This is a genomic window from Chryseobacterium piperi, assembly GCF_002285635.2.
GTDB classification, from domain to species: domain Bacteria; phylum Bacteroidota; class Bacteroidia; order Flavobacteriales; family Weeksellaceae; genus Chryseobacterium; species Chryseobacterium piperi.
This window is the reverse complement of sequence record NZ_CP023049.2, coordinates 580,632-598,783: the sequence shown is the minus strand read 5'-3', so window position 1 is coordinate 598,783 and position 18,152 is coordinate 580,632. Positions and strand designations below refer to the sequence as shown.

Annotated in this window: 18 protein-coding genes and 4 tRNA genes; 11 read left to right on the top strand and 11 right to left on the bottom strand. The window is 34.3% G+C overall.

What is annotated here, in order from left to right:
• Window positions 1-32: 32 nt before the first annotated feature.
• Window positions 33-1,889 carry a M61 family metallopeptidase gene (locus CJF12_RS02645; protein WP_034681902.1) on the top strand — a complete coding sequence of 619 codons (1,857 nt, stop codon included), beginning with the start codon at window positions 33-35 and terminating at the stop codon, window positions 1,887-1,889.
• Window positions 1,890-2,128: 239 nt separating this feature from the next.
• On the opposite strand, the gene CJF12_RS02640 is transcribed toward CJF12_RS02645, so the two are convergent.
• From CJF12_RS02640 to pepE, 3 genes are read right to left on the bottom strand one after another with little or no spacing between them, the layout of a single operon-like run.
• Complete coding sequence (locus tag CJF12_RS02640) at window positions 2,129-3,295, bottom strand: sensor histidine kinase (protein WP_034681904.1); 1,167 nt, start codon at window positions 3,293-3,295, stop codon at window positions 2,129-2,131.
• A 7-nt stretch (window positions 3,296-3,302) separates the two neighbouring features.
• Window positions 3,303-4,679, bottom strand: coding sequence for a D-alanyl-D-alanine carboxypeptidase/D-alanyl-D-alanine endopeptidase (gene dacB, locus CJF12_RS02635; protein ID WP_034681906.1), 1,377 nt, complete (start codon window positions 4,677-4,679; stop codon window positions 3,303-3,305).
• 30 nt (window positions 4,680-4,709) lie between these two features.
• Window positions 4,710-5,405, bottom strand: a complete 696-nt coding sequence (gene pepE, locus CJF12_RS02630) for a dipeptidase PepE (protein WP_034681909.1) — start codon at window positions 5,403-5,405, stop codon at window positions 4,710-4,712.
• 195 nt (window positions 5,406-5,600) lie between these two features.
• Here pepE and CJF12_RS02625 point away from each other — a divergent pair, with 195 nt between their 5' ends.
• The gene (locus CJF12_RS02625) at window positions 5,601-6,158 is read left to right on the top strand and encodes a tetratricopeptide repeat protein (protein ID WP_034681915.1); all 558 of its coding nucleotides are present in this window, start codon (window positions 5,601-5,603) and stop codon (window positions 6,156-6,158) included.
• Between the two features lie 56 nt (window positions 6,159-6,214).
• On the opposite strand, the gene CJF12_RS02620 is transcribed toward CJF12_RS02625, so the two are convergent.
• A complete protein-coding gene (locus CJF12_RS02620; protein ID WP_034681918.1) occupies window positions 6,215-6,703 on the bottom strand; it encodes a YdeI/OmpD-associated family protein in 489 nt (162 codons plus the stop codon).
• A gap of 237 nt (window positions 6,704-6,940) precedes the next feature.
• Here CJF12_RS02620 and fsa point away from each other — a divergent pair, with 237 nt between their 5' ends.
• Entirely contained in the window at window positions 6,941-7,594 is a 654-nt protein-coding gene (fsa, locus tag CJF12_RS02615; protein WP_034681921.1) for a fructose-6-phosphate aldolase, read from the top strand.
• Between the two features lie 147 nt (window positions 7,595-7,741).
• Here the strand turns inward: fsa and CJF12_RS02610 are convergent, their stop codons facing one another.
• The 3 genes from CJF12_RS02610 to CJF12_RS02600 form a co-directional block, all read right to left on the bottom strand.
• Complete coding sequence (locus CJF12_RS02610; protein ID WP_034681923.1) at window positions 7,742-8,641, bottom strand: GLPGLI family protein; 900 nt, start codon at window positions 8,639-8,641, stop codon at window positions 7,742-7,744.
• 65 nt (window positions 8,642-8,706) lie between these two features.
• Window positions 8,707-10,512 carry a M56 family metallopeptidase gene (locus CJF12_RS02605; protein ID WP_034681926.1) on the bottom strand — a complete coding sequence of 602 codons (1,806 nt, stop codon included), beginning with the start codon at window positions 10,510-10,512 and terminating at the stop codon, window positions 8,707-8,709.
• Window position 10,513: 1 nt separating this feature from the next.
• Window positions 10,514-10,879, bottom strand: coding sequence for a BlaI/MecI/CopY family transcriptional regulator (locus tag CJF12_RS02600; protein ID WP_034682024.1), 366 nt, complete (start codon window positions 10,877-10,879; stop codon window positions 10,514-10,516).
• Between the two features lie 410 nt (window positions 10,880-11,289).
• Between CJF12_RS02600 and CJF12_RS02595 the strand changes: the two genes are divergently transcribed.
• Window positions 11,290-12,159 carry an ATP-grasp domain-containing protein gene (locus CJF12_RS02595; RefSeq protein ID WP_034681929.1) on the top strand — a complete coding sequence of 290 codons (870 nt, stop codon included), beginning with the start codon at window positions 11,290-11,292 and terminating at the stop codon, window positions 12,157-12,159.
• A gap of 273 nt (window positions 12,160-12,432) precedes the next feature.
• The gene (locus CJF12_RS02590; protein ID WP_034681931.1) at window positions 12,433-13,014 is read left to right on the top strand and encodes a hypothetical protein; all 582 of its coding nucleotides are present in this window, start codon (window positions 12,433-12,435) and stop codon (window positions 13,012-13,014) included.
• Between the two features lie 82 nt (window positions 13,015-13,096).
• On the opposite strand, the gene CJF12_RS02585 is transcribed toward CJF12_RS02590, so the two are convergent.
• From CJF12_RS02585 to CJF12_RS02570, 4 genes are all read right to left on the bottom strand, one after another.
• A tRNA-Met gene (locus CJF12_RS02585) sits at window positions 13,097-13,169 on the bottom strand.
• A gap of 38 nt (window positions 13,170-13,207) precedes the next feature.
• Window positions 13,208-13,280, bottom strand: a tRNA-Met gene (locus CJF12_RS02580).
• Window positions 13,281-13,318: 38 nt separating this feature from the next.
• Window positions 13,319-13,391 (bottom strand) — tRNA-Met (locus CJF12_RS02575).
• A gap of 38 nt (window positions 13,392-13,429) precedes the next feature.
• A tRNA-Met gene (locus tag CJF12_RS02570) sits at window positions 13,430-13,502 on the bottom strand.
• A gap of 101 nt (window positions 13,503-13,603) precedes the next feature.
• On the opposite strand from CJF12_RS02570, the gene CJF12_RS02565 reads away from it, so the two are divergent.
• The 6 genes from CJF12_RS02565 (at window position 13,604) to CJF12_RS02540 (ending at window position 17,934) form a co-directional block, all read left to right on the top strand.
• Window positions 13,604-14,215 carry an L-threonylcarbamoyladenylate synthase gene (locus CJF12_RS02565; protein ID WP_034681933.1) on the top strand — a complete coding sequence of 204 codons (612 nt, stop codon included), beginning with the start codon at window positions 13,604-13,606 and terminating at the stop codon, window positions 14,213-14,215.
• 175 nt (window positions 14,216-14,390) lie between these two features.
• Complete coding sequence (gene yaaA, locus CJF12_RS02560) at window positions 14,391-15,149, top strand: peroxide stress protein YaaA (RefSeq protein WP_034681935.1); 759 nt, start codon at window positions 14,391-14,393, stop codon at window positions 15,147-15,149.
• Window positions 15,150-15,998 carry a peptide chain release factor N(5)-glutamine methyltransferase gene (gene prmC, locus CJF12_RS02555; RefSeq protein ID WP_034681937.1) on the top strand — a complete coding sequence of 283 codons (849 nt, stop codon included), beginning with the start codon at window positions 15,150-15,152 and terminating at the stop codon, window positions 15,996-15,998.
• Window positions 15,999-16,054: 56 nt separating this feature from the next.
• The gene (locus CJF12_RS02550; RefSeq protein WP_034681940.1) at window positions 16,055-16,441 is read left to right on the top strand and encodes a 5-carboxymethyl-2-hydroxymuconate Delta-isomerase; all 387 of its coding nucleotides are present in this window, start codon (window positions 16,055-16,057) and stop codon (window positions 16,439-16,441) included.
• An 84-nt stretch (window positions 16,442-16,525) separates the two neighbouring features.
• The gene (locus CJF12_RS02545; protein ID WP_051887182.1) at window positions 16,526-17,560 is read left to right on the top strand and encodes a serine hydrolase domain-containing protein; all 1,035 of its coding nucleotides are present in this window, start codon (window positions 16,526-16,528) and stop codon (window positions 17,558-17,560) included.
• 14 nt (window positions 17,561-17,574) lie between these two features.
• Window positions 17,575-17,934, top strand: a complete 360-nt coding sequence (locus CJF12_RS02540; protein ID WP_034681942.1) for a DUF4180 domain-containing protein — start codon at window positions 17,575-17,577, stop codon at window positions 17,932-17,934.
• The last annotated feature ends 218 nt before the right edge of the window (window positions 17,935-18,152 follow it).

Genomic DNA, 18,152 nt, shown 5'->3' with positions numbered 1-18,152 from the left:
TAGAACAACTACTTAACTATAAATTCTAATCAATGAAAAAAATAGCACTAAGCTTAGGTATTTTAGCCAATGTTCTGGCCAATGCCCAGTCTATTAAAACCAATATTGATCTGGTCAATGTAAAAGACGATAAAGTAGCCGTAACAATGGAATTTCCTAAAATGAAATCCGGCAATGTCAAGTTCCATTTTCCAAAAACAGTTCCCGGAACCTATTCGGTGGATGATTATGGAAGATTTATAGAGGGAATTAAATTTTTCGACAATAAAGGAAGAGAGCTTGCTTATACTAAACTGAATGACAATTCCTATTCACTTAAAAATGCTCAGTTTTTATCAAAAGTAACCTATCTGGTGAATGATAGTTTTGATGATGAAATGAATACTGAAAAACATAAGGCAGTTTTCTCTCCATCCGGAACTGATATTGAGGCCGGAAAAGTATATTTAATCAATACCCATGGATTTATAGGATATATCGATGATATGCAGGACGTCCCGTATCAACTGGTTATTCAAAAACCAACTGATTTTTACGGTACTACTGCCCTGGTAGATCAAGATAAATCAGACGCTACGGATACCTATACGTTAGCTAACTATGCTAAGGTTACAGATTCTCCGCTTATGTATACAAAACCGGATTATATTACCTTCAATGCAGGAGGTATGGACTTGGTATTAGGAGTTTATTCACCGACAGGCAAATACAAAGCGGCTGATTTTAAGGATAACCTGGAGAAAATGGTTCTCGCTCAGAAGAAATTCCTGGGGGATATGAATACCAATAAAAAGTATGCAATCATGCTTTATCTTTCCGGGTCTGACGGTCCTCAGATCAAAGGTTTCGGAGCATTGGAACACCACGAGTCTACAAGTGTTGTATTACCTGAAGCCATGCCTAAAGATGCGATCGATCAAACGATCACCGATGTTGTTTCTCATGAGTTTTTCCATACGGTAAATCCTTTAAAAACGCATTCTGAAGAAATACATTATTTCAATTATGCAGATCCTAAAATGTCACAACATCTTTGGATGTATGAAGGAGGGACTGAATATTTTGCCAACTTGTTCCAGATACAGGAAGGGCTGATCAATAAAGATGAGTTCCTTAAGAGGATGAATGAGAAAATAAACAATTCAAAAAGCTATGATGATACCATGCCGTTTACGGTAATGAGTAAAAATGTCCTTGTAGAGCCTTATAAAGACCAATACCGAAACGTATATGAAAAAGGAGCATTATTGGCCATGTGTATGGATATTGAACTGAGAAAGCTGTCTAACGGAGAAATGGGCTATCGTGATATGATCAGAAAATTATCTCAGAGATTTGGTGAAAACAAACCTTTTAAAGATGACAAGCTGATTGATGAACTGGTAACAGTTACAGGATACCCTCAAATCAAGGATTTCTATAATAAATATATTGCAGGTAACCAACCAACCCCATATGCAGAATATCTGAATCAGGTAGGTGTTGAAATAAAGAAACAGGAAACACCACCACTTTTCTGGTTTATTAAAGATCCGAATCAAACTGGATTCAATGAAAAAAACAATACGTTTATTTTTGACGAAAGTTCGGCTTTATCTCCTTTTGCAAAAAGCATAGGTTTCAAAATTACTGACGAGGTTCTTGCCTTAGACGGGAAAAATATAGATATTAAAAATGTACAGGCTTTCATCAACTATACTAAAACGATTAAAGAAGGTCAAAATGTTACGGTAACCGTTTTAAGAAAGAACGGTGATAAGACTGATAAAATAGAACTTAAAGGAAAAGCTATTTTAGATAAGTTAACAATGGAAACGCTTCAATACAAAGCTAATCCAACGCCTGCAGAACAAAAACTACAGGATCAGTGGTTAACCGGTAAGAAATAGGATTAAAAATCTATATAAAAAAAGCGAGGAAATGTCCTCGCTTTTTTTATATTCCATATACTGGCTATCTTATTTCTTGTGATAAACGTTGTTAATTATTTTTTAAGCTGTCATTTCGAACGCAATGCAATGAAGAGAAATCTCTCCTTTTGTCTTTAGATTCTTTATTCCGCTACGCTCCAATCTAAATGACAAGAATTACGTTTTGAATTAAGACAAATAAATGAGAATAAACTTTATTACTTCTTAATGGTAATTCTAAAAGTGGTTCCTTTTCCCAATTCTGTCTGTGAAATTTTTATATCACCATTATGGTACTCCTGTACTACTCTTCTCGCTAAGGACAAACCTAGCCCCCAACCTCTCTTTTTTGTAGAATAACCGGGTTTGAAAGCATTTCTTGCTTGCCTTTTCGTCATTCCGCTTCCCGTATCTTTTACTTCTATCAGGATGTTTTTATTTCTTTCAAAAACAGACATTTGCAATATCCCTTCTCCCTTCATGGCATCTACTGCATTTTTCACTAAATTTTCAATTACCCAATTCATCAGGATTCTATTATGAGGAACGAGAATGGTATATGTAGGAAGCTGTAGGCTAAAATCAATTTTCCTTGAAATTCTGGATTTTAAATACTCATAATTTTCCTGGATCGTTTCATTGAAATTCATATCATTCAGCTCAGGGACAGATCCGATTTTTGAAAAACGCTCTGAAATGGTACGCAGTCTTTCAATATCCTTTTCAATCTCATGAACTCCCTCAGAATCCGGATTCTCCAGTTTCATAATTTCCATCCATCCGATCATGGAAGAAAGAGGCGTTCCGATCTGGTGAGCCGTTTCTTTGGCAAGTCCAGCCCAGACGTATCCTTCATCTGTCTTTTTTATTGTTCTTAAAAACCAAAATGAAAATAAAAGATACGAAAGGATAAATAGCCCTAAAAAATAGGGATAATATCGTAGATTATTCAGTAGAGATGAGTTATCGTAGAATACATATTGCTTATCCCCATTCGCTACCTCAATTTCAAAAGGCTCATAATTACTCGCCATTCTACGGATCAGTTTTTTAAGCTCCTGAGGGCTTTTAAGAATTTCCTGCGAGATATTCCTGGAACTTCCTTCAAATATAAAAGGTTCTTTATTCTGATCAGTTAAAATAGAAGGTATCTGATCATTCTCCGTTAAAATCGCAAACAATAATTCCTGGGTTTCCGAACTTTTCTGTTTATTGTCTTGTAAAATCTTTATGGCAGTAGCGAAAACTTTGATTCTTTCAGCTTCTTTTTCTCTTAAATTTTTAATGAGAATATTAGATGAAACAATCAGGGCTATAACGATTACCGTCAGCAATGTAAATACAAACCAATTATTAATTCTCGCTAAGAACGGACGATTTTTCATTCAGAATTTATTTTAAAACACTCAGAATTTTTTGTAATTCTGCACTTCCGCTTCCCTGATAATTGTTGATAATAATAGAGAATACATATTTTTTTCCATCTTTTGAGGTTTGATATCCTGCAAAAGACTTGGTATCTCTCATAGTACCGCTTTTCATTTTCATTCCATTTTCCTGAGTAGGAAAACCATCATAATAAGAGTCAAACCAAGGCTGCTTCTTAGCATACAATAAAGCCTGTACTTCTGCTTTCGCCGATACATAATTTTGAGGCGAAAGACCACTTCCGTCAGCAAAATTAATCATATTAGGGTTGATTCCATTTGATTTCCAGAATTCCTTAAGATAAGCAACTCCGCTTTTAAAGCTGGAGTTTCCTTTTTTCTCTTTTCCTAATGTCTTAACCAATGCTTCCCCGTACAAATTAATACTTTTTCTCAAAAACCAATAGATAATCTTATCTAAAGTCGGAGATTGATAGGTAAGAATAATATTTTTCTTTGGAGTTTCCAAAGGCTGCTTTCCTTCAATTTGAAGTTGTGAATTCGTGATGACTTTCCCGGAAAAATCAATTCCGGACTCTTTCAGCCATTGCTTCACCTCTGTTCCCAACTGTAATGGTGGATTGGGAGTAGCCCCTGAAACCGTCACTGTTTTGCCACCGGGAAGTGTTCCGTTAATTAAGGCAACATTAGAATGAGGTGCGGTAAAAATAAGGCTCTGGTCTGAGCTTCCTCCTGATTTTAAATCATTCAACCATTTCACTCCTTCCAACGGATAAGAAAAACTCTTAAAATCAGTTCCGTTAACAATATTGATATCGAATTGATTTTCTCTCCAGTTTACACCCCATACTCCGGCTCCGTAATAATTTCCTAAATCATCCCATGGCCATCCTCCAGGAATAGTCTGGTGATCGAAATAAGAATCATCGATAACTAAATCTCCGGATATTTTTGAGATTCCCTTGGTTTTAATTCCTTCTATCAACTTCTTCTTAAAACTTTCCGGTTTATAAGCCTCATACCGCCAGCTTCCTAAAGTAGGATCTCCGTTGGAACTGATAAACAGGTTTCCGTTTAAAGTACTTCCCGAAATAGTCCCTGAGTAACTCGATATTGTTTTAAAAGTATAATCCTTCCCCAATGTTTCCAAGGCAGCACCAGCAGTAAATATCTTTTGTGTAGAAGCAGTAGAAAGACCTTTATTTCCCTGATATTCATAAATCAGGTTTCCATTTTCATCTGCTACATAAAATGATAAGCTTGATGCAATACCTCCTGAGGAGTTCATCAGATCCCGGGTAACATTATCTAATTTCTGTGTAATATTTTGAGCAAAACAAATCTGAGTAGATAAAGTGAGAACAGCAAGTATTTTTTTCATTATTGTGGTTTATTGTATTGATTGGTTGATTTAAACTAATGAACTTCCGCTTTCTATTTCATACGGCTCTTTTCCTTTTTCGAAAATACGGGTAAGTTCACATCCTTCAACGCTGATTTTATCGCCGACTCTTCTGATCCAGTTTCCTTCGCGAAGCCCTACAACTTTCAGATCATTCTGGGTTAGAAATTCCTTTATTCTGGTTTCTCTGGTTTCACCGTTATGTTTTAATTCCGGATTGGGATCCAGGTAATGAGGATTCAGATTGAATGGAACCAATCCCATACAATCGAAACTTGGAGGATATACGATAGGCATATCATTCGTCGTTTTCATATTTTGCCCACCAATATTACTGCCTGCGCTGCATCCCAGATAGGGTTTTCCACTTTCTACATTATGTTTCAAAACAGTCATCAAATCTTCTTCATGCAAAGTTTTTACCAGTAAAAAAGTATTTCCACCTCCTGTAAAGTATCCTTTTGCCTGGTTAAGCGCTTCAGTTTTATCAGCAAATTCATGCAATCCTTTTACTTGGATACCTATAGTTTCAAAAAAAGAACAAGCTTTTGCCGTATACTCTTCATGGGAAATTCCGCCTGGTCTAGCAAAGGGAACAAAAATGATCTCATCAATTCCTTTATATAATTGTATTAATTCTTCTCTTAAGTATTCCAGATATTCTCCACCGAAAATGGTAGATGTTGAGGCTAATATGATGTTCATATAAGGAAATTATATTTGATTATTTAAAAAAATTGAATTACAAAGATAAACTCAAACCGCAACGAATCAAAAATTAAGCTAAAAAAAAACATTGATCCGTTAATATTTTCTAAAAAGACTTAAAGCTTCTAAAATTTTCACTTTTATGGAACTATTATTGGATTTTAGAATTTAAGAATTTTAAAAATAAAGATTATGAAAATGGTTAAAATTAATATTAAAAATCTATTTTTAGGTTTAATATTTATAGGAAGCGCGAGTATTGTTAATGCACAAACTACTCAAGTTGATAATACCAATAGTACAGCTAATACAACAGCTGCAACCCAAACGGGTAACCCTGTTGATGCCCTTAAAAAACAAATTGAAGCTAATCCAAAGGATACGGAAGCATTAGTAAAACTGGCTACTGCTTATCAGGAAGCTTCAGATTGGACGAACGCTATAGATACATGGAAAAAAGTATCTGTTTTATTACCAGATTGGGCTCCATCTTATTATAGCCAAGGATATGCATATCAGTCTGCTAAAGATGATGCTAATGCAAAAATTGCTTATGAAAAATATGTTGCTACGGTAAAACCAGAAGAAGTGGATCAAAATAAGAAAAATCTGGCCTACGCCTATTTCTACATTGCATTTAAAGAACAGCAAAGTGATCCTGGCAAAGCAAAGCAACACATTGCCAAATCTTTACAGTATGACCCTACCAATCAAGATGCTATAAAGCTTAGCAAAGCGTTAAATTCATAAATAAAAATAAAATCCGGAAACTCTCCGGATTTTTTATTGATATTAAGTAAGTATTTTTAATTAATTCTTTTTCCAAAAAAGTCTGTTTCTCCTTTTAGGTGTCGTATAATTTTGTCAATATTCCGCTGGATGCTTTCTTCCGTTTTCAGATTATTGATATACCTGACAAGTTCCAATCTTCTTGAAGGAATAAGATTTTCAAAATTATGTAACGTAACAGGGTTTTCACGAATTGCCTGATCCAGCTTTGGATGGATAGGAATACTCCTGTCAGAATTATCATATTCTATTGAAACCTCCAGAAGTTCTCCGATTCTCTTAGGTGAGTTTTTAAGCATGGTAAGATTAACATACAGTCTCCATTCCCCTACATATTTCATTAGATTCTGTTGGTATTTCAAACCGTTTACAGTTCCTTTAACCGGAATCGGGCTTTTATCTTTCCCGGAAGTTTCAAAAATTTCTTGTAAAACTTCACCGGGAATAAAAATAAAAGGATTGATGCCGATAATTTCAAGCCGGGCTGTAAACTTATTATTTTTCATGGATAACAAATTTAAAAAATTGTTTTCTATTTTAATAATCAGGAAAAGTAATGAGTAATGGGTAATTACAAATTTCAGGTTTCAACCTCTAACCTCTAACCTCTAACCTCTAACTTCAAGCACCCAACTTCCCACTTCTAACTTCTCCCTCTCCAACATCAACAAAATAATAAGTAACTTTTCCACTCACAAAGTAATCGTTATCTTTGTACTAATAAATCTATTTAACTTAACAAAATGAAGTTTTTTATTGACACTGCTAATCTAGAGCAAATTAAAGAAGCCAAAGACCTTGGAATTTTAGATGGTGTAACAACCAATCCATCATTAATGGCTAAAGAAGGAATTCAGGGAGCTGAAGCGATCAAGAACCACTATAAAGCAATTTGCGAAATTGTGGACGGTGACATTTCTGCAGAAGTACTTTCGACTACTTATGACGAAATGATCAAAGAAGGTGAAGAATTAGCTGCAATCCACCCAAACATTGTGGTAAAGATCCCAATGATTAAAGATGGTATCAAAGCATTAAAATATTTTTCAGATAAGGGAATCAAAACTAACTGTACTTTAATTTTCTCTCCGGGACAAGCGCTTTTGGCAGCGAAGGCAGGTGCAACGTACGTTTCTCCTTTCCTTGGAAGATTAGATGACATTTCTACGGATGGATTAAATCTTATTCAGGAAATTCGTTTAATTTTTGATAATTATATGTACGACACTGAGATTTTAGCAGCATCTATCCGTCATTCAATGCATATCATTGACTGCGCGAAAATCGGAGCTGATGTAATCACTTCACCACTTCCTCCGATCTTGAGCTTATTAAAGCACCCATTAACAGACAGTGGTTTGGCTCAGTTTATTTCAGATTCTCAGAAATTAGCTTAATTTCTAAAGAATAAATAACACATACAAAAGCGTCTGAAACCTAATTCAGACGCTTTTTATTTCATAATACTCCGATTATTTAAAGGTGTATCAAATAAATAAGCAGGATGTCTCCACCCTGCCCTGATATTAATAAAAAAGAATTAATTAATGCTCTAAATCCGGTTCAATCGGATTATTATTTTTGCTTAAAGTTTCTTTAGTCCGTTTTTCCATTTCTCTGAAAACCTGGTTAGGATCTGAAATTTCCTTGCCATCACTTGTTTTTACTTTGAAAACCACTTTATTATCGCCTCCACTTCTCATCATCAGCTCTCTCATATTCTTTGAAGGGTCATTTACATAGGCTTTCCATACTTTCCTGAACTGATCTTTAGTGACTTCTATTTCTTTACCTCCCATTCCTATCATTCTGATATTTTCAGGAACCTGAAGTTCTTTTCCTGCTGTTGCAGCAGCAATTGTTTTATTTCCGATAAGAACCATGGAATGCGATCCTGTTGTATCTTCAATTTTTACAATCAGTCCCGGAAGTCCATAAAACTTATAAGGTCCATCCTGAAATGGAATATCTGTAGTAAACCAGGCTATCCATTCTCTGCCTCCAAAGCTGGTAGTCGCTTTCTGGCTATTATACTCTCCAATCTTTTCTTTATCCGGAAGAATCTTCCATTCCTGTTTTTTATCTTCCTTGATTTTATACTGATCCATAGAAACAGTCCTGAAGAGATAGGTTGTGAAATCAGGATATTGCTTGGTAACTTTATACGATACCTGTCCTGCCTTTTCCCTTTTATTTACATTGATATTACCGGGACTCGATTTCATCTGTTTTTCCAGGTCTGCCTTTGTGATGGAATCCGACACAAATTTATCCCTGCTGTAATAGCTTGAACCATTCTTATCAATATCCAGCAACATCATTTCTTTTTTTACATCCGTTTTATTATTGGAATCGGGGATAAATTTATATTCGTAGAAAAACCGGTTGGTTTGTGCTCCTGCCCACAGACTCAACAATAAAAAGAATAGAATTTTATTTTTCATAAATATCTAAAATAAAAAGGCTTTGTCAATAATACCCTGACAAAGCCAATTGGAACTTTTTGTACTTACTTGGTCTGTATTCTTATTTCCCCGGAAGGATTGCCGTCTGTTGTACGCTTGTTTACATTCACACTTTTGATATTCTTTGGATCCACTGCATCAAATTCTTTTCTCGTTACTTCCACTCCGTTAATATATAATTTCATATCTGCGTAGTTATTGCCAGAACCACTCACTCTCGGAATAACAAAAGTATTGGTATCCTTAGCATTAGAATTTACACTCACCGTACCCGGATTATTGGAGTCACTGAATGTAGAGCTATACATATAAACTTTTCTGTTATTCCCTTCTAAAGCTCTTCGCTCTGCTTCCAGCTTAGCTCTCTCGCCTTCAAGTTTAGCCCTCTTCTCATTAAGTCTGGCTCTCTTTTTATCCAGCTTAGCTCTCTTTGAAGCAAGATCTGCAGCATCTTTAGCACTCATCGAAGCTTTGGCTGCATTTTCAGGTGCCCATTTCATATCTTTGATTTCACTAAGCTTTAATACCTTCATGGGTGGCAATGGGGTATCTGGATAGTCAAAGTTAATTTCAGGAATCTCAGGAATTTCAACATTCATATTCTTGAGATCATTTACTTTATTTTTCCATTCATCAGATTTAAAAAAATCATTGATTCTTTTTATCTCATTGTCATTAATTGCATAAGCCTTTCTAAAGCTTTCAGAACTTGTCACTTTTCCCATCTCTGCAGAAAGTGTATTTAGCTCATCTACATTCTTCTTAAACTCTTTACTATCAGGCTTTAACCCTTTTAAAGCCAGGCTTTTCTCTTCTATTTTCTTTCCAAGATCTTTTAATTTCTCGGTTTCTTTCTTTCTTAAAACCCGCTGTTGAGAGTCATCCATTCCATATACCTTGTTCGGTTTTAAAGTATCTTTCTGAATGGGAGCAGCTGTTTTAATCTGAGCCACCGCTTCTTCAATAGCTATATTGGTTTCTTTGATTTCTTTATTCTTTGCATTTACCATATAGGCAAAAGCCACTGTAAATAAAACCGGTAATGCTAAAATTCTTCGTGCATATCCGAATTTGGTTTTAGGTTTTTGTAACATTTTTAATCGTTTTTTTAAATTTGAACTTAGAAATGGACTGGTAGCAGGCAACTGGGTTCCGGAAAAGTGACTTGCTAAAAGCATCTGCGCAAATGCTTTGGTGTCCGATTGTTTTACAGCCTTTTTATCGGCCAGGTATTCATGAATTAAATTGAGCTCTTTTTTAATCAAATGAAAGAACGGATTGAACCATAACACAGAGGTAATAACCTCGATAAAAATTTTATCAAATGAGTGTTTCTGTTCAATATGCACCATTTCATGCTTTAAAATCTGTCTTCCTAAATCTGAATCCAATATGATGGTATTCTTCCAGAACAAGTTTTTAAAATATGAAAATGGAGCTTCAGTCAGGTTTGTATGGTAAAAATTAATCCCATCAAAACTTTCTTTTTGAAACTGTTTTTTAATTTGTTCTATTCTAAAGATTCCGTAAATGAACCTTACTAAATAATAGAGAGAAACCAGTCCCAAAGCTGAAAAAATAATTCTAAAATAAATGTGGTCATTGCTTATATGTTTATTTGAATTAAAATTCTGTAACTTATTGATCAGTACATAAACCTCATTATTCACTTCTATTGTAAAATCTTCAATCTTTATTAAAGGCAATAGTAATGACAATACTACGGCAGATAACAAATAGAATCTATTATAGTGATGGAATGTCTTGTCTTTTAATGACAACTGATAATACAAAAACATTACACCAGAACATAAAATAACTTTTCCAAAGTATAGAAGCAGCGTTTCCATATCAGTCTTTCTTTTTGAGTTCGTTTAATAACATTTCCAGATCTTCTACCGTCATTTCATTTTTCTCTACAAGAAAAGAAACGGCACTTTTATAAGAACCTTTAAAATAATTCTTTACAAGACTTTTCATCGTTTTTCCCGAGTACTGTTCTTTTGTAATCAATGGAAAATATTCGTGCTGTCTTCCATAAACACGATAGTCAACAAATTCTTTGTCTTTCAAAACTTTTAAAATAGTAGAAACCGTATTGGTATGAGGTTTGGGCTCAGGAAATAAATCGAGAATATCTTTAAGAAATCCTTTTTCTATTTTCCAAAGGTATTGCATCACCTGCTCTTCTGCTTTTGTTAAAGTCTGAATTTTCATATCCGTTTCATTTTTCATTGTAAGATATCAGATTATATCAAATCTTATATCACTAATAAATTAGTTATACAAATCTATAAATAAATTTGATTCAAACAACTATTTTTATAGTGATAAGCTTATTTAAAATATAAACTACTGATAATCAATATTATATTTTTTTTATACACGCTATTTAATTGATACAAAACTCAAGTAATATTACAATAATCATAAAAATTGATAGTAATAGAGATATAATAATATATTAAAGTAACTGTATCTATCCGAATAAACTAAACTGTATCTGTGTACATTGATGTTGTTTATTGAAATTTGTATTAAGTGAAGTTCAACATCAAAAAATAAAGATACGCTCGATGTGGACGCACAAAAAATAGCTAAATACCATTTAAATAAAAAAAAGAAAAATGAAAATCGCGTTAGTTGGTTACAAAAAACAGGAAAAGTTTGCTCAGGGTGTTGCTAATGATGAAGATACAGATCTTTTACAATTTTTGACAGAAAAAGGGTTAAATATTGTACCTGCAATCTGGAATGATAAGAATGTAGATTGGAGCAGTTTTAATGTAGCAATTATTAAATCTCCCTGGGATTATCACAATCACTTAAATGAGTTTTTGAATTGGCTCCATGAATTAGAAAGATTAAAAGTCAAAGTACTAAATCCTATAGAAATTATCCAATGGAATAGCGATAAAAAATATCTGAAAGATATTGCCCAAAATGGATTGTCTGTAATTGCCGCCGAGTACCTTCATAAAGGTTCTGCCTTTGACAGTAAGTTTTTTGATATTTTTGGTACTGATCAATTGGTTGTAAAACCTTGTATAAGTGCTGGAGCTCAAAATACCATAATCGTTAATAAAAGTAATCTAAAAGAGCGTACAGAAGAAATTGGACAGCTCTTAAAAACAGAAGATTATATTGTACAACCTTTTATCAAAGAAATTAAAAATGGAGAATGGTCATTTATATTCTTCAATAGCAAATACAGTCATTGTGCACTCAAGACACCCAAAAAAGATGATTTCAGAGTTCAACACTATCATGGGGGCAGCATCAGCTATCCAACCCCCAACCCTCTACACGTAGAACAAGCAGGAACATACTTAAAGAGTTTACCGCAATCTACACTTTACGCAAGAGTAGATGGTGTAATAGTAAACAATTCATTTGAATTAATGGAATTGGAACTGATAGAACCCTATTTATTCTTTAATAGTGACCAAAAATTATTGGAAAACTATTATCAGGCATTAATAGCTTTGATTTCATAAATATATTTTAGTTTGAAAACAGAACTGTCTATATTGTTTCACATTTATTTTACAAGTCCATTCTGTGCAGTAGAAAGATAATAGGAGACTATTAATTGTTCATTATGATTACTGGTTTACTTTAAAAATTTTATAAATAAGAACCTTAAAATCATCATTTAGACAATAATGAATAAATTATCTTATCAATTTGTTAAAATTTATTAAATAAAATTAAAATGAATTTGTTTAAACTGGGAAAATATATTTATTTTAGTGCTTTAAAAATTTCTCATGAAAAGATATAATTTACTGATTGTACTATTACTACTTATTTTTAATGTGACCACTGCGCAAAAGAAAAAGTCTCCGGCAGCAGATTTCAGCTCTTTAAAAGAAACGAAAGCTAAAATCGAAAAGACAGTTCCGGCTGTTATCGGACATCTGCAGGCTATAGCAACAAAAGAGGGTGATAATAACATTCTGACTAACGGAAAAGCTGCATTAGGAAAGGAATATGGTATTTTAGAATCTGAATGGCGATTATACAGAGGGAATATGAACAACTGTATTCTGAATAATTCCTCGAAAAAAGCAAAAAAATGTATGGAATACCATACTCAATATCTGAGAAATACTTTAATCAATTATAAAAATTACATCACTTATCTCACAAAAAAGAATGGATATTTGGGTGTTGAGGGAGATACCAAAATAGATTTCAATCCGGGAGAAATCACGACGAAACTAAGTGAAGCTTATTTTAATGGTGGTGATGCCGCAAACCGAATGAAAGGGAATCAAAAGAAAGAATTCTTAGGTCAGACTATGGCTGAGGAAATCCAACTAAAGCCTTACGCTGAAGTCGCTCAATAAAAATAAATGGATTCCGCTTTGAAAAGCGGAATTTTTTTTCATAAAAAAAGAGAACCACTTTAGTGATTCTCTTTTGCTTTAGTAGCGGGAACCGGACTCGAACCGATGACCTTCGGGTTATGAGCCCGACGAGCTACCTACTGCTCCATCCCGCGGTATATTTTTAGAGTGTTTACCGAAAACACTTGCTTAGTAGCGGGAACCGGACTCGAACCGATGACCTTCGGGTTATGAGCCCGACGAGCTACCTACTGCTCCATCCCGCGGTGTATTTTTAGAGCGCTTACCGAAAGCGCTTACTTAGTAGCGGGAACCGGACTCGAACCGATGACCTTCGGGTTATGAGCCCGACGAGCTACCTACTGCTCCATCCCGCGGTGTATTTTTAGAGTGTTTACCGAAAACACTTGCTTAGTAGCGGGAACCGGACTCGAACCGATGACCTTCGGGTTATGAGCCCGACGAGCTACCTACTGCTCCATCCCGCGATATTGGATTGCAAATGTACGACTATTTTTTGAAATTCCTAATTTTTCTTTTAAATAAAGGCGTTTTATAAAAACTATTCAATTATTTGTATCTTTGTTTTATGGCAAAAATATTAAAAATTTATCCTGATAATCCTCAGGAAAATCTTATTACTGAGGTCATTAAAACCTTAAATAATGGAGGGCTGATTATCTATCCTTCTGATACTGTTTACGCTTTAGGGTGTAATATTTTTGATATCAAGGCCATGGAAAAACTGGCCCAAATCAAAAAGATGAAATTAGAAAAGGCTCAATTTTCAATTATTTGTAATGATTTAAGCCATCTTTCTGATTTTACAAGACCTATTGACACTTCTGTTTTCAGGTTTTTAAAAAGTCATCTTCCAGGTCCGTTTACATTTATCCTGGATGCTAATAAAAGTCTGCCATTAGCCTACAAAGGACATAAGACTATTGGTATTCGTGTACCCGATCATTCAATTCCACAACTTATTGTTGAAAAATTGGGACATCCTATTGCTTCCACTTCTATTAAAGATGATGATGAAGTTATAGAATACTCAACCGACCCGGAACTGATTGCTGAAAAATATGACCATCTGGTAGATATCGTTATCGATTCCGGTTATGGAGATAATGTCGCTTCAACCATTGTTGACCTGACTTCAGGAGAACCTGAAATTATCAGACAAGGAAAAGGAGTGATCTAGTTTTATACAAAAGGAAAGGTAAAACTGCGAAATCGCTAATTGGTAAAATCTTGAAATTGTCTAATCGTAAGTTTCAGAAATACAATAGCATTTTCCTTTATTACTCATTGCCCGATTACTCATTACCCATAATTTATAACTCATTTATTCATTACGTTTCCTATTATACTATTCTATGAAAATTATTACTTCCCCTGCCAAATTAATGAATGTAGAAAACTCAACTGATTTGTTGAGATCTTCCACTCCGAAATTCATTGAAGATGCAGCATTTATACAATCTTTTTTAAAACACAAGTCCCCAAAATATCTTTCCGAACTAATGGAAATTTCGCCTAAACTGGCGGATGAAAACTGGGAAAGAAATCAAAACTGGAAATCCAATCCAAAGTCTAAAGAATCCGCGCCAGCCATGTTTGCTTTTACCGGTGAGGTATACAGAGGATTGGATGCTAAAACACTGGATAAAAAAGCCATCGATTATTTACAGAAAAATTACAGAATGCTTTCCGGATTATATGGTTTGTTGAAACCTTCGGATAAAGTCATGCTTTACAGACTGGAAATGGGCCGCCATTTTGAGTTTGATCAGTATAAAAATCTGTATGAGTTTTGGCGTGAAAAAGTGACCGACCAGCTTAATTCTGAAATGAAAAAGAATGAAATCCTTCTTCATTTAGCCAGCAACGAATATGGAAAAGTGATCGATCGGAAAAAACTCAACCATAAAGTCATTGATTTCGACTTTTATGAACTCAAAGACGGTAAGCTAAAAACCATTGTTGTGTACACCAAGCATGCCAGAGGACTTGTAGTAAGATTTTGTGCTGAGACCAATGCACATACCCTTAACGACGTGAAGGCTTTCAACTATGAAGGCTATAGGATTGATGAAGAAAAATCAACAGATACAAAACTGGTTTTTACGAGATAAATGACAGTTTCAGAAATTAAATCTCATTTCAGATCAGAGCTTACGGATTGGTATACGGAATCCGAAAGCTTATTTCTGGCCTCAGTGTTTATCAAAAAATTGACCGGTTCTGATTCTTATCAGCAGCGCCAGCTTTCAAATCAGGAATTATCAGCCAATGATGAAAAACATTTGTTAGAAATCATTAAGGAATTAAAAACAAATAAACCCTACCAGCATATTCTGGGAGAAACCGAATTCTATGGAATGAAGTTCTTCGTGAATGAAAACGTATTGATTCCCCGCCCAGAAACGGAAGAACTTCTCGAACTGGCTATTCCTAAAATTAAAGACTTAAAAAAGAATTCAGGACATATAAAAATTCTGGATATCGGAACAGGGAGCGGCGTAATCCCGCTTGTATTAAAAAAATATTTTCCTGAGGCTGAAATCCACTCTATTGATTATTCTGAAAAAGCTTTGGAAACGGCTCGAAAAAATTCAGTGTATCATCAGCTTGAAATCAATCTTATTCACAGCAATTACCTGAATTTTGAACTTGCCGGAAATTATGATGTTATTATATCCAACCCTCCTTATATAGGAATCGAAGAGGAAGTTGAAATTGCCGACTCAGTAAAAGAGTTTGAACCTAAAATGGCACTCTTCTCTCCTACTTCCGATGCTTTAATTTTTTACAGGAAAATTGCTGAAGATGCTAAAAATCATTTGAGTACCGGAGGTCTTCTGTTTTTGGAAATTAATCAAAAACTAGGTCATGACACGTTAGAGCTCTATTCTTTTCTTTCTGAAGCACAATTGGTTAAGGATTTATCCGAAAATGACAGATTTATTATAGGAGTGCACTAATAATTACAACCATCTTTTGGATTGATTTACGTATTTTAGTTAAAAATTCGATCGTTATGCCACATTTTATTATAGACTGTTCTCATAATATATTAACTCAAAAGCACCCTAATGAAATAATGGGGGTTGTATATGATGCAGCGGAGGCTTCAGGTTTGTTTGCTGAAGGAGATATCAAAGTAAGAATCACACCTTTCCAATATTATAAATTGGGGGAAGGAAAGAGAGATTTCATTCATATTTCCGGAAACATTATGGAAGGAAGAACTACGGAACAGAAAGCAACATTGTCGAGACAAATTATTGAACGTTTTAACCTGATGTTCCCTGAAATATCTGTATTATCAATGAATATCAGTGAATTTGAATCTGCTACTTATTGTAATAAGTCATTAATCAATCCTGAGAATATCAATCAGGACAGACATTTTAATGATCTATAAAACAGTCTATTTCTCTGATTATTAATGACGGTAAGGAAATAATTATGAGTATATTTATTTTCAATTAACCAACATTAATCGGGTATGCAACTTTCTTTATCTAAAATCATAATCAGCACTGAAGTTCTTCTGTTTTTGCTTCTGTTTTCCTGTGGAAAAAGCTCAAAAGATGTGGTTACAGGATTTCATAAAAGAGGAGAATTTAATGGTGTTTTGTTAATGGCGAAAGATGGCAAGGTGATAGAAAATATAGCCTTGGGCTCTGGTAATTTCGGTACTAAAAAAACACTTACCACGGACACTCCTTTTTACATTGCTTCTTTAAGTAAGCCCTTCACTGCTACTGCTATTATCCTTTTGCAGCAAAAAGGTTTGCTATCCTATGATGATAAAGCTTCAAAATATATCAATGAATTACCTGTTTATGCAAAAGATGTTACGATAAAGGAGTTATTAACCCATACTTCAGGTATTCCGGATTACGAACCTATTCTTTCCAACACACAAGGACTAACTAATCCAATGGTCCTCGAATGGCTGAAGCAGCAAAAAGGATTGAAATTTCCTTCCGGAAGTCAATTTGCATACAGCAATAGCGGTTATATTATTTTATCCCTTGTTATCGAAAAAATTTCAGGTCAGTCCTACAGCAGTTTTCTCAAGCAGCATATTTTTGTTCCTACCGGTATGAAAAATACTCAGGTTTACGATCAATCAATGTCACCAATTAAAGATAAAGCTTTAGGGTATACCCAAAAGAAACAACCCTATGATTACTCTCTATTAACAACAGGAGATGGAGGAATCTATTCGACTACGGAAGATTTATATCGATTCGATCAGGCACTCCGGAATTTTTCACTCATCAACAAAGATAATACGCTTCTAATGTACACGCCATTTACATTGTCTAATGGTACAACCTCCAATTACGGTTTCGGATGGTATATAGAAGAGTCCAGTACCGGAAAAAAAATATGGCATACAGGCGGGATGAATGGATTTAGGGCTTTATTCTGGAGAGATATTCAACATAATAAAACCATTATTGCTCTTACGAATCAGGGAGATGCTTTTCCTATAGATCATTTTTTAAGTGATCTGAAACATACGTTTTAAAAAAATTAATACCCATGAAGATCAAAACTCATCATATCAACAACCTCAGTATTGCAGAAGTTACTGCGGATTCAATTGTTATAGGGTCTGCACAGGACGGACTGGATTTATTAGGAGACCTGTATTACAACAATTTTGACAAAATCATTGTATATGAAAAGAATATAACTCCCGATTTCTTTGATTTAAAAACAAAAATTGCCGGTGATGTTCTACAGAAATTCTCCAATTACCGTATACCTTTGGCCATTGTTGGAGATTTCACGCAATACCAGAGCAAAAGTATGAAGGATTTTATTTTTGAAAGCAATAAAACAGGGTCCGTTAATTTTGTAAAAACACTGGAAGAGGCTTTGGAGAAGTTTTCAGAATAGCTTTTTATCTATCATTCTTTTATTGGAAAAACACCCTATTCATAGGGAAATTCGTTCATTCTTACACATAAAAACCAAGTCACTTTTAACATATTATGTTTTACGTTGAATTTATTCTTTCAAAAAAAGAATTAATTTACTCCTAGAACACAAATAAAACATTACAATTATCAAATATGCAAAAATAAAGCTTAAAAATAAATATTATATCGAAAATT

What these genes read in the sequence shown, in the direction of transcription:
- CJF12_RS02595 (WP_034681929.1), top strand. Translation starts at nt 11,290, where the DNA reads ATGAAAATCGCGTTAGTTGGTTACAAAAAACAGGAAAAGTTTGCTCAG.
- CJF12_RS02600 (WP_034682024.1), bottom strand. Translation starts at nt 10,879, where the DNA reads ATGAAAATTCAGACTTTAACAAAAGCAGAAGAGCAGGTGATGCAATAC.
- CJF12_RS02590 (WP_034681931.1), top strand. Translation starts at nt 12,433, where the DNA reads ATGAAAAGATATAATTTACTGATTGTACTATTACTACTTATTTTTAAT.
- CJF12_RS02620 (WP_034681918.1), bottom strand. Translation starts at nt 6,703, where the DNA reads ATGAAAAATAATAAGTTTACAGCCCGGCTTGAAATTATCGGCATCAAT.
- CJF12_RS02565 (WP_034681933.1), top strand. Translation starts at nt 13,604, where the DNA reads ATGGCAAAAATATTAAAAATTTATCCTGATAATCCTCAGGAAAATCTT.
- fsa (WP_034681921.1), top strand. Translation starts at nt 6,941, where the DNA reads ATGAAGTTTTTTATTGACACTGCTAATCTAGAGCAAATTAAAGAAGCC.
- CJF12_RS02625 (WP_034681915.1), top strand. Translation starts at nt 5,601, where the DNA reads ATGAAAATGGTTAAAATTAATATTAAAAATCTATTTTTAGGTTTAATA.
- CJF12_RS02640 (WP_034681904.1), bottom strand. Translation starts at nt 3,295, where the DNA reads ATGAAAAATCGTCCGTTCTTAGCGAGAATTAATAATTGGTTTGTATTT.
- pepE (WP_034681909.1), bottom strand. Translation starts at nt 5,405, where the DNA reads ATGAACATCATATTAGCCTCAACATCTACCATTTTCGGTGGAGAATAT.
- CJF12_RS02610 (WP_034681923.1), bottom strand. Translation starts at nt 8,641, where the DNA reads ATGAAAAATAAAATTCTATTCTTTTTATTGTTGAGTCTGTGGGCAGGA.
- CJF12_RS02550 (WP_034681940.1), top strand. Translation starts at nt 16,055, where the DNA reads ATGCCACATTTTATTATAGACTGTTCTCATAATATATTAACTCAAAAG.
- CJF12_RS02645 (WP_034681902.1), top strand. Translation starts at nt 33, where the DNA reads ATGAAAAAAATAGCACTAAGCTTAGGTATTTTAGCCAATGTTCTGGCC.
- CJF12_RS02545 (WP_051887182.1), top strand. Translation starts at nt 16,526, where the DNA reads ATGCAACTTTCTTTATCTAAAATCATAATCAGCACTGAAGTTCTTCTG.
- CJF12_RS02605 (WP_034681926.1), bottom strand. Translation starts at nt 10,512, where the DNA reads ATGGAAACGCTGCTTCTATACTTTGGAAAAGTTATTTTATGTTCTGGT.
- CJF12_RS02540 (WP_034681942.1), top strand. Translation starts at nt 17,575, where the DNA reads ATGAAGATCAAAACTCATCATATCAACAACCTCAGTATTGCAGAAGTT.
- yaaA (WP_034681935.1), top strand. Translation starts at nt 14,391, where the DNA reads ATGAAAATTATTACTTCCCCTGCCAAATTAATGAATGTAGAAAACTCA.
- dacB (WP_034681906.1), bottom strand. Translation starts at nt 4,679, where the DNA reads ATGAAAAAAATACTTGCTGTTCTCACTTTATCTACTCAGATTTGTTTT.
- prmC (WP_034681937.1), top strand. Translation starts at nt 15,150, where the DNA reads ATGACAGTTTCAGAAATTAAATCTCATTTCAGATCAGAGCTTACGGAT.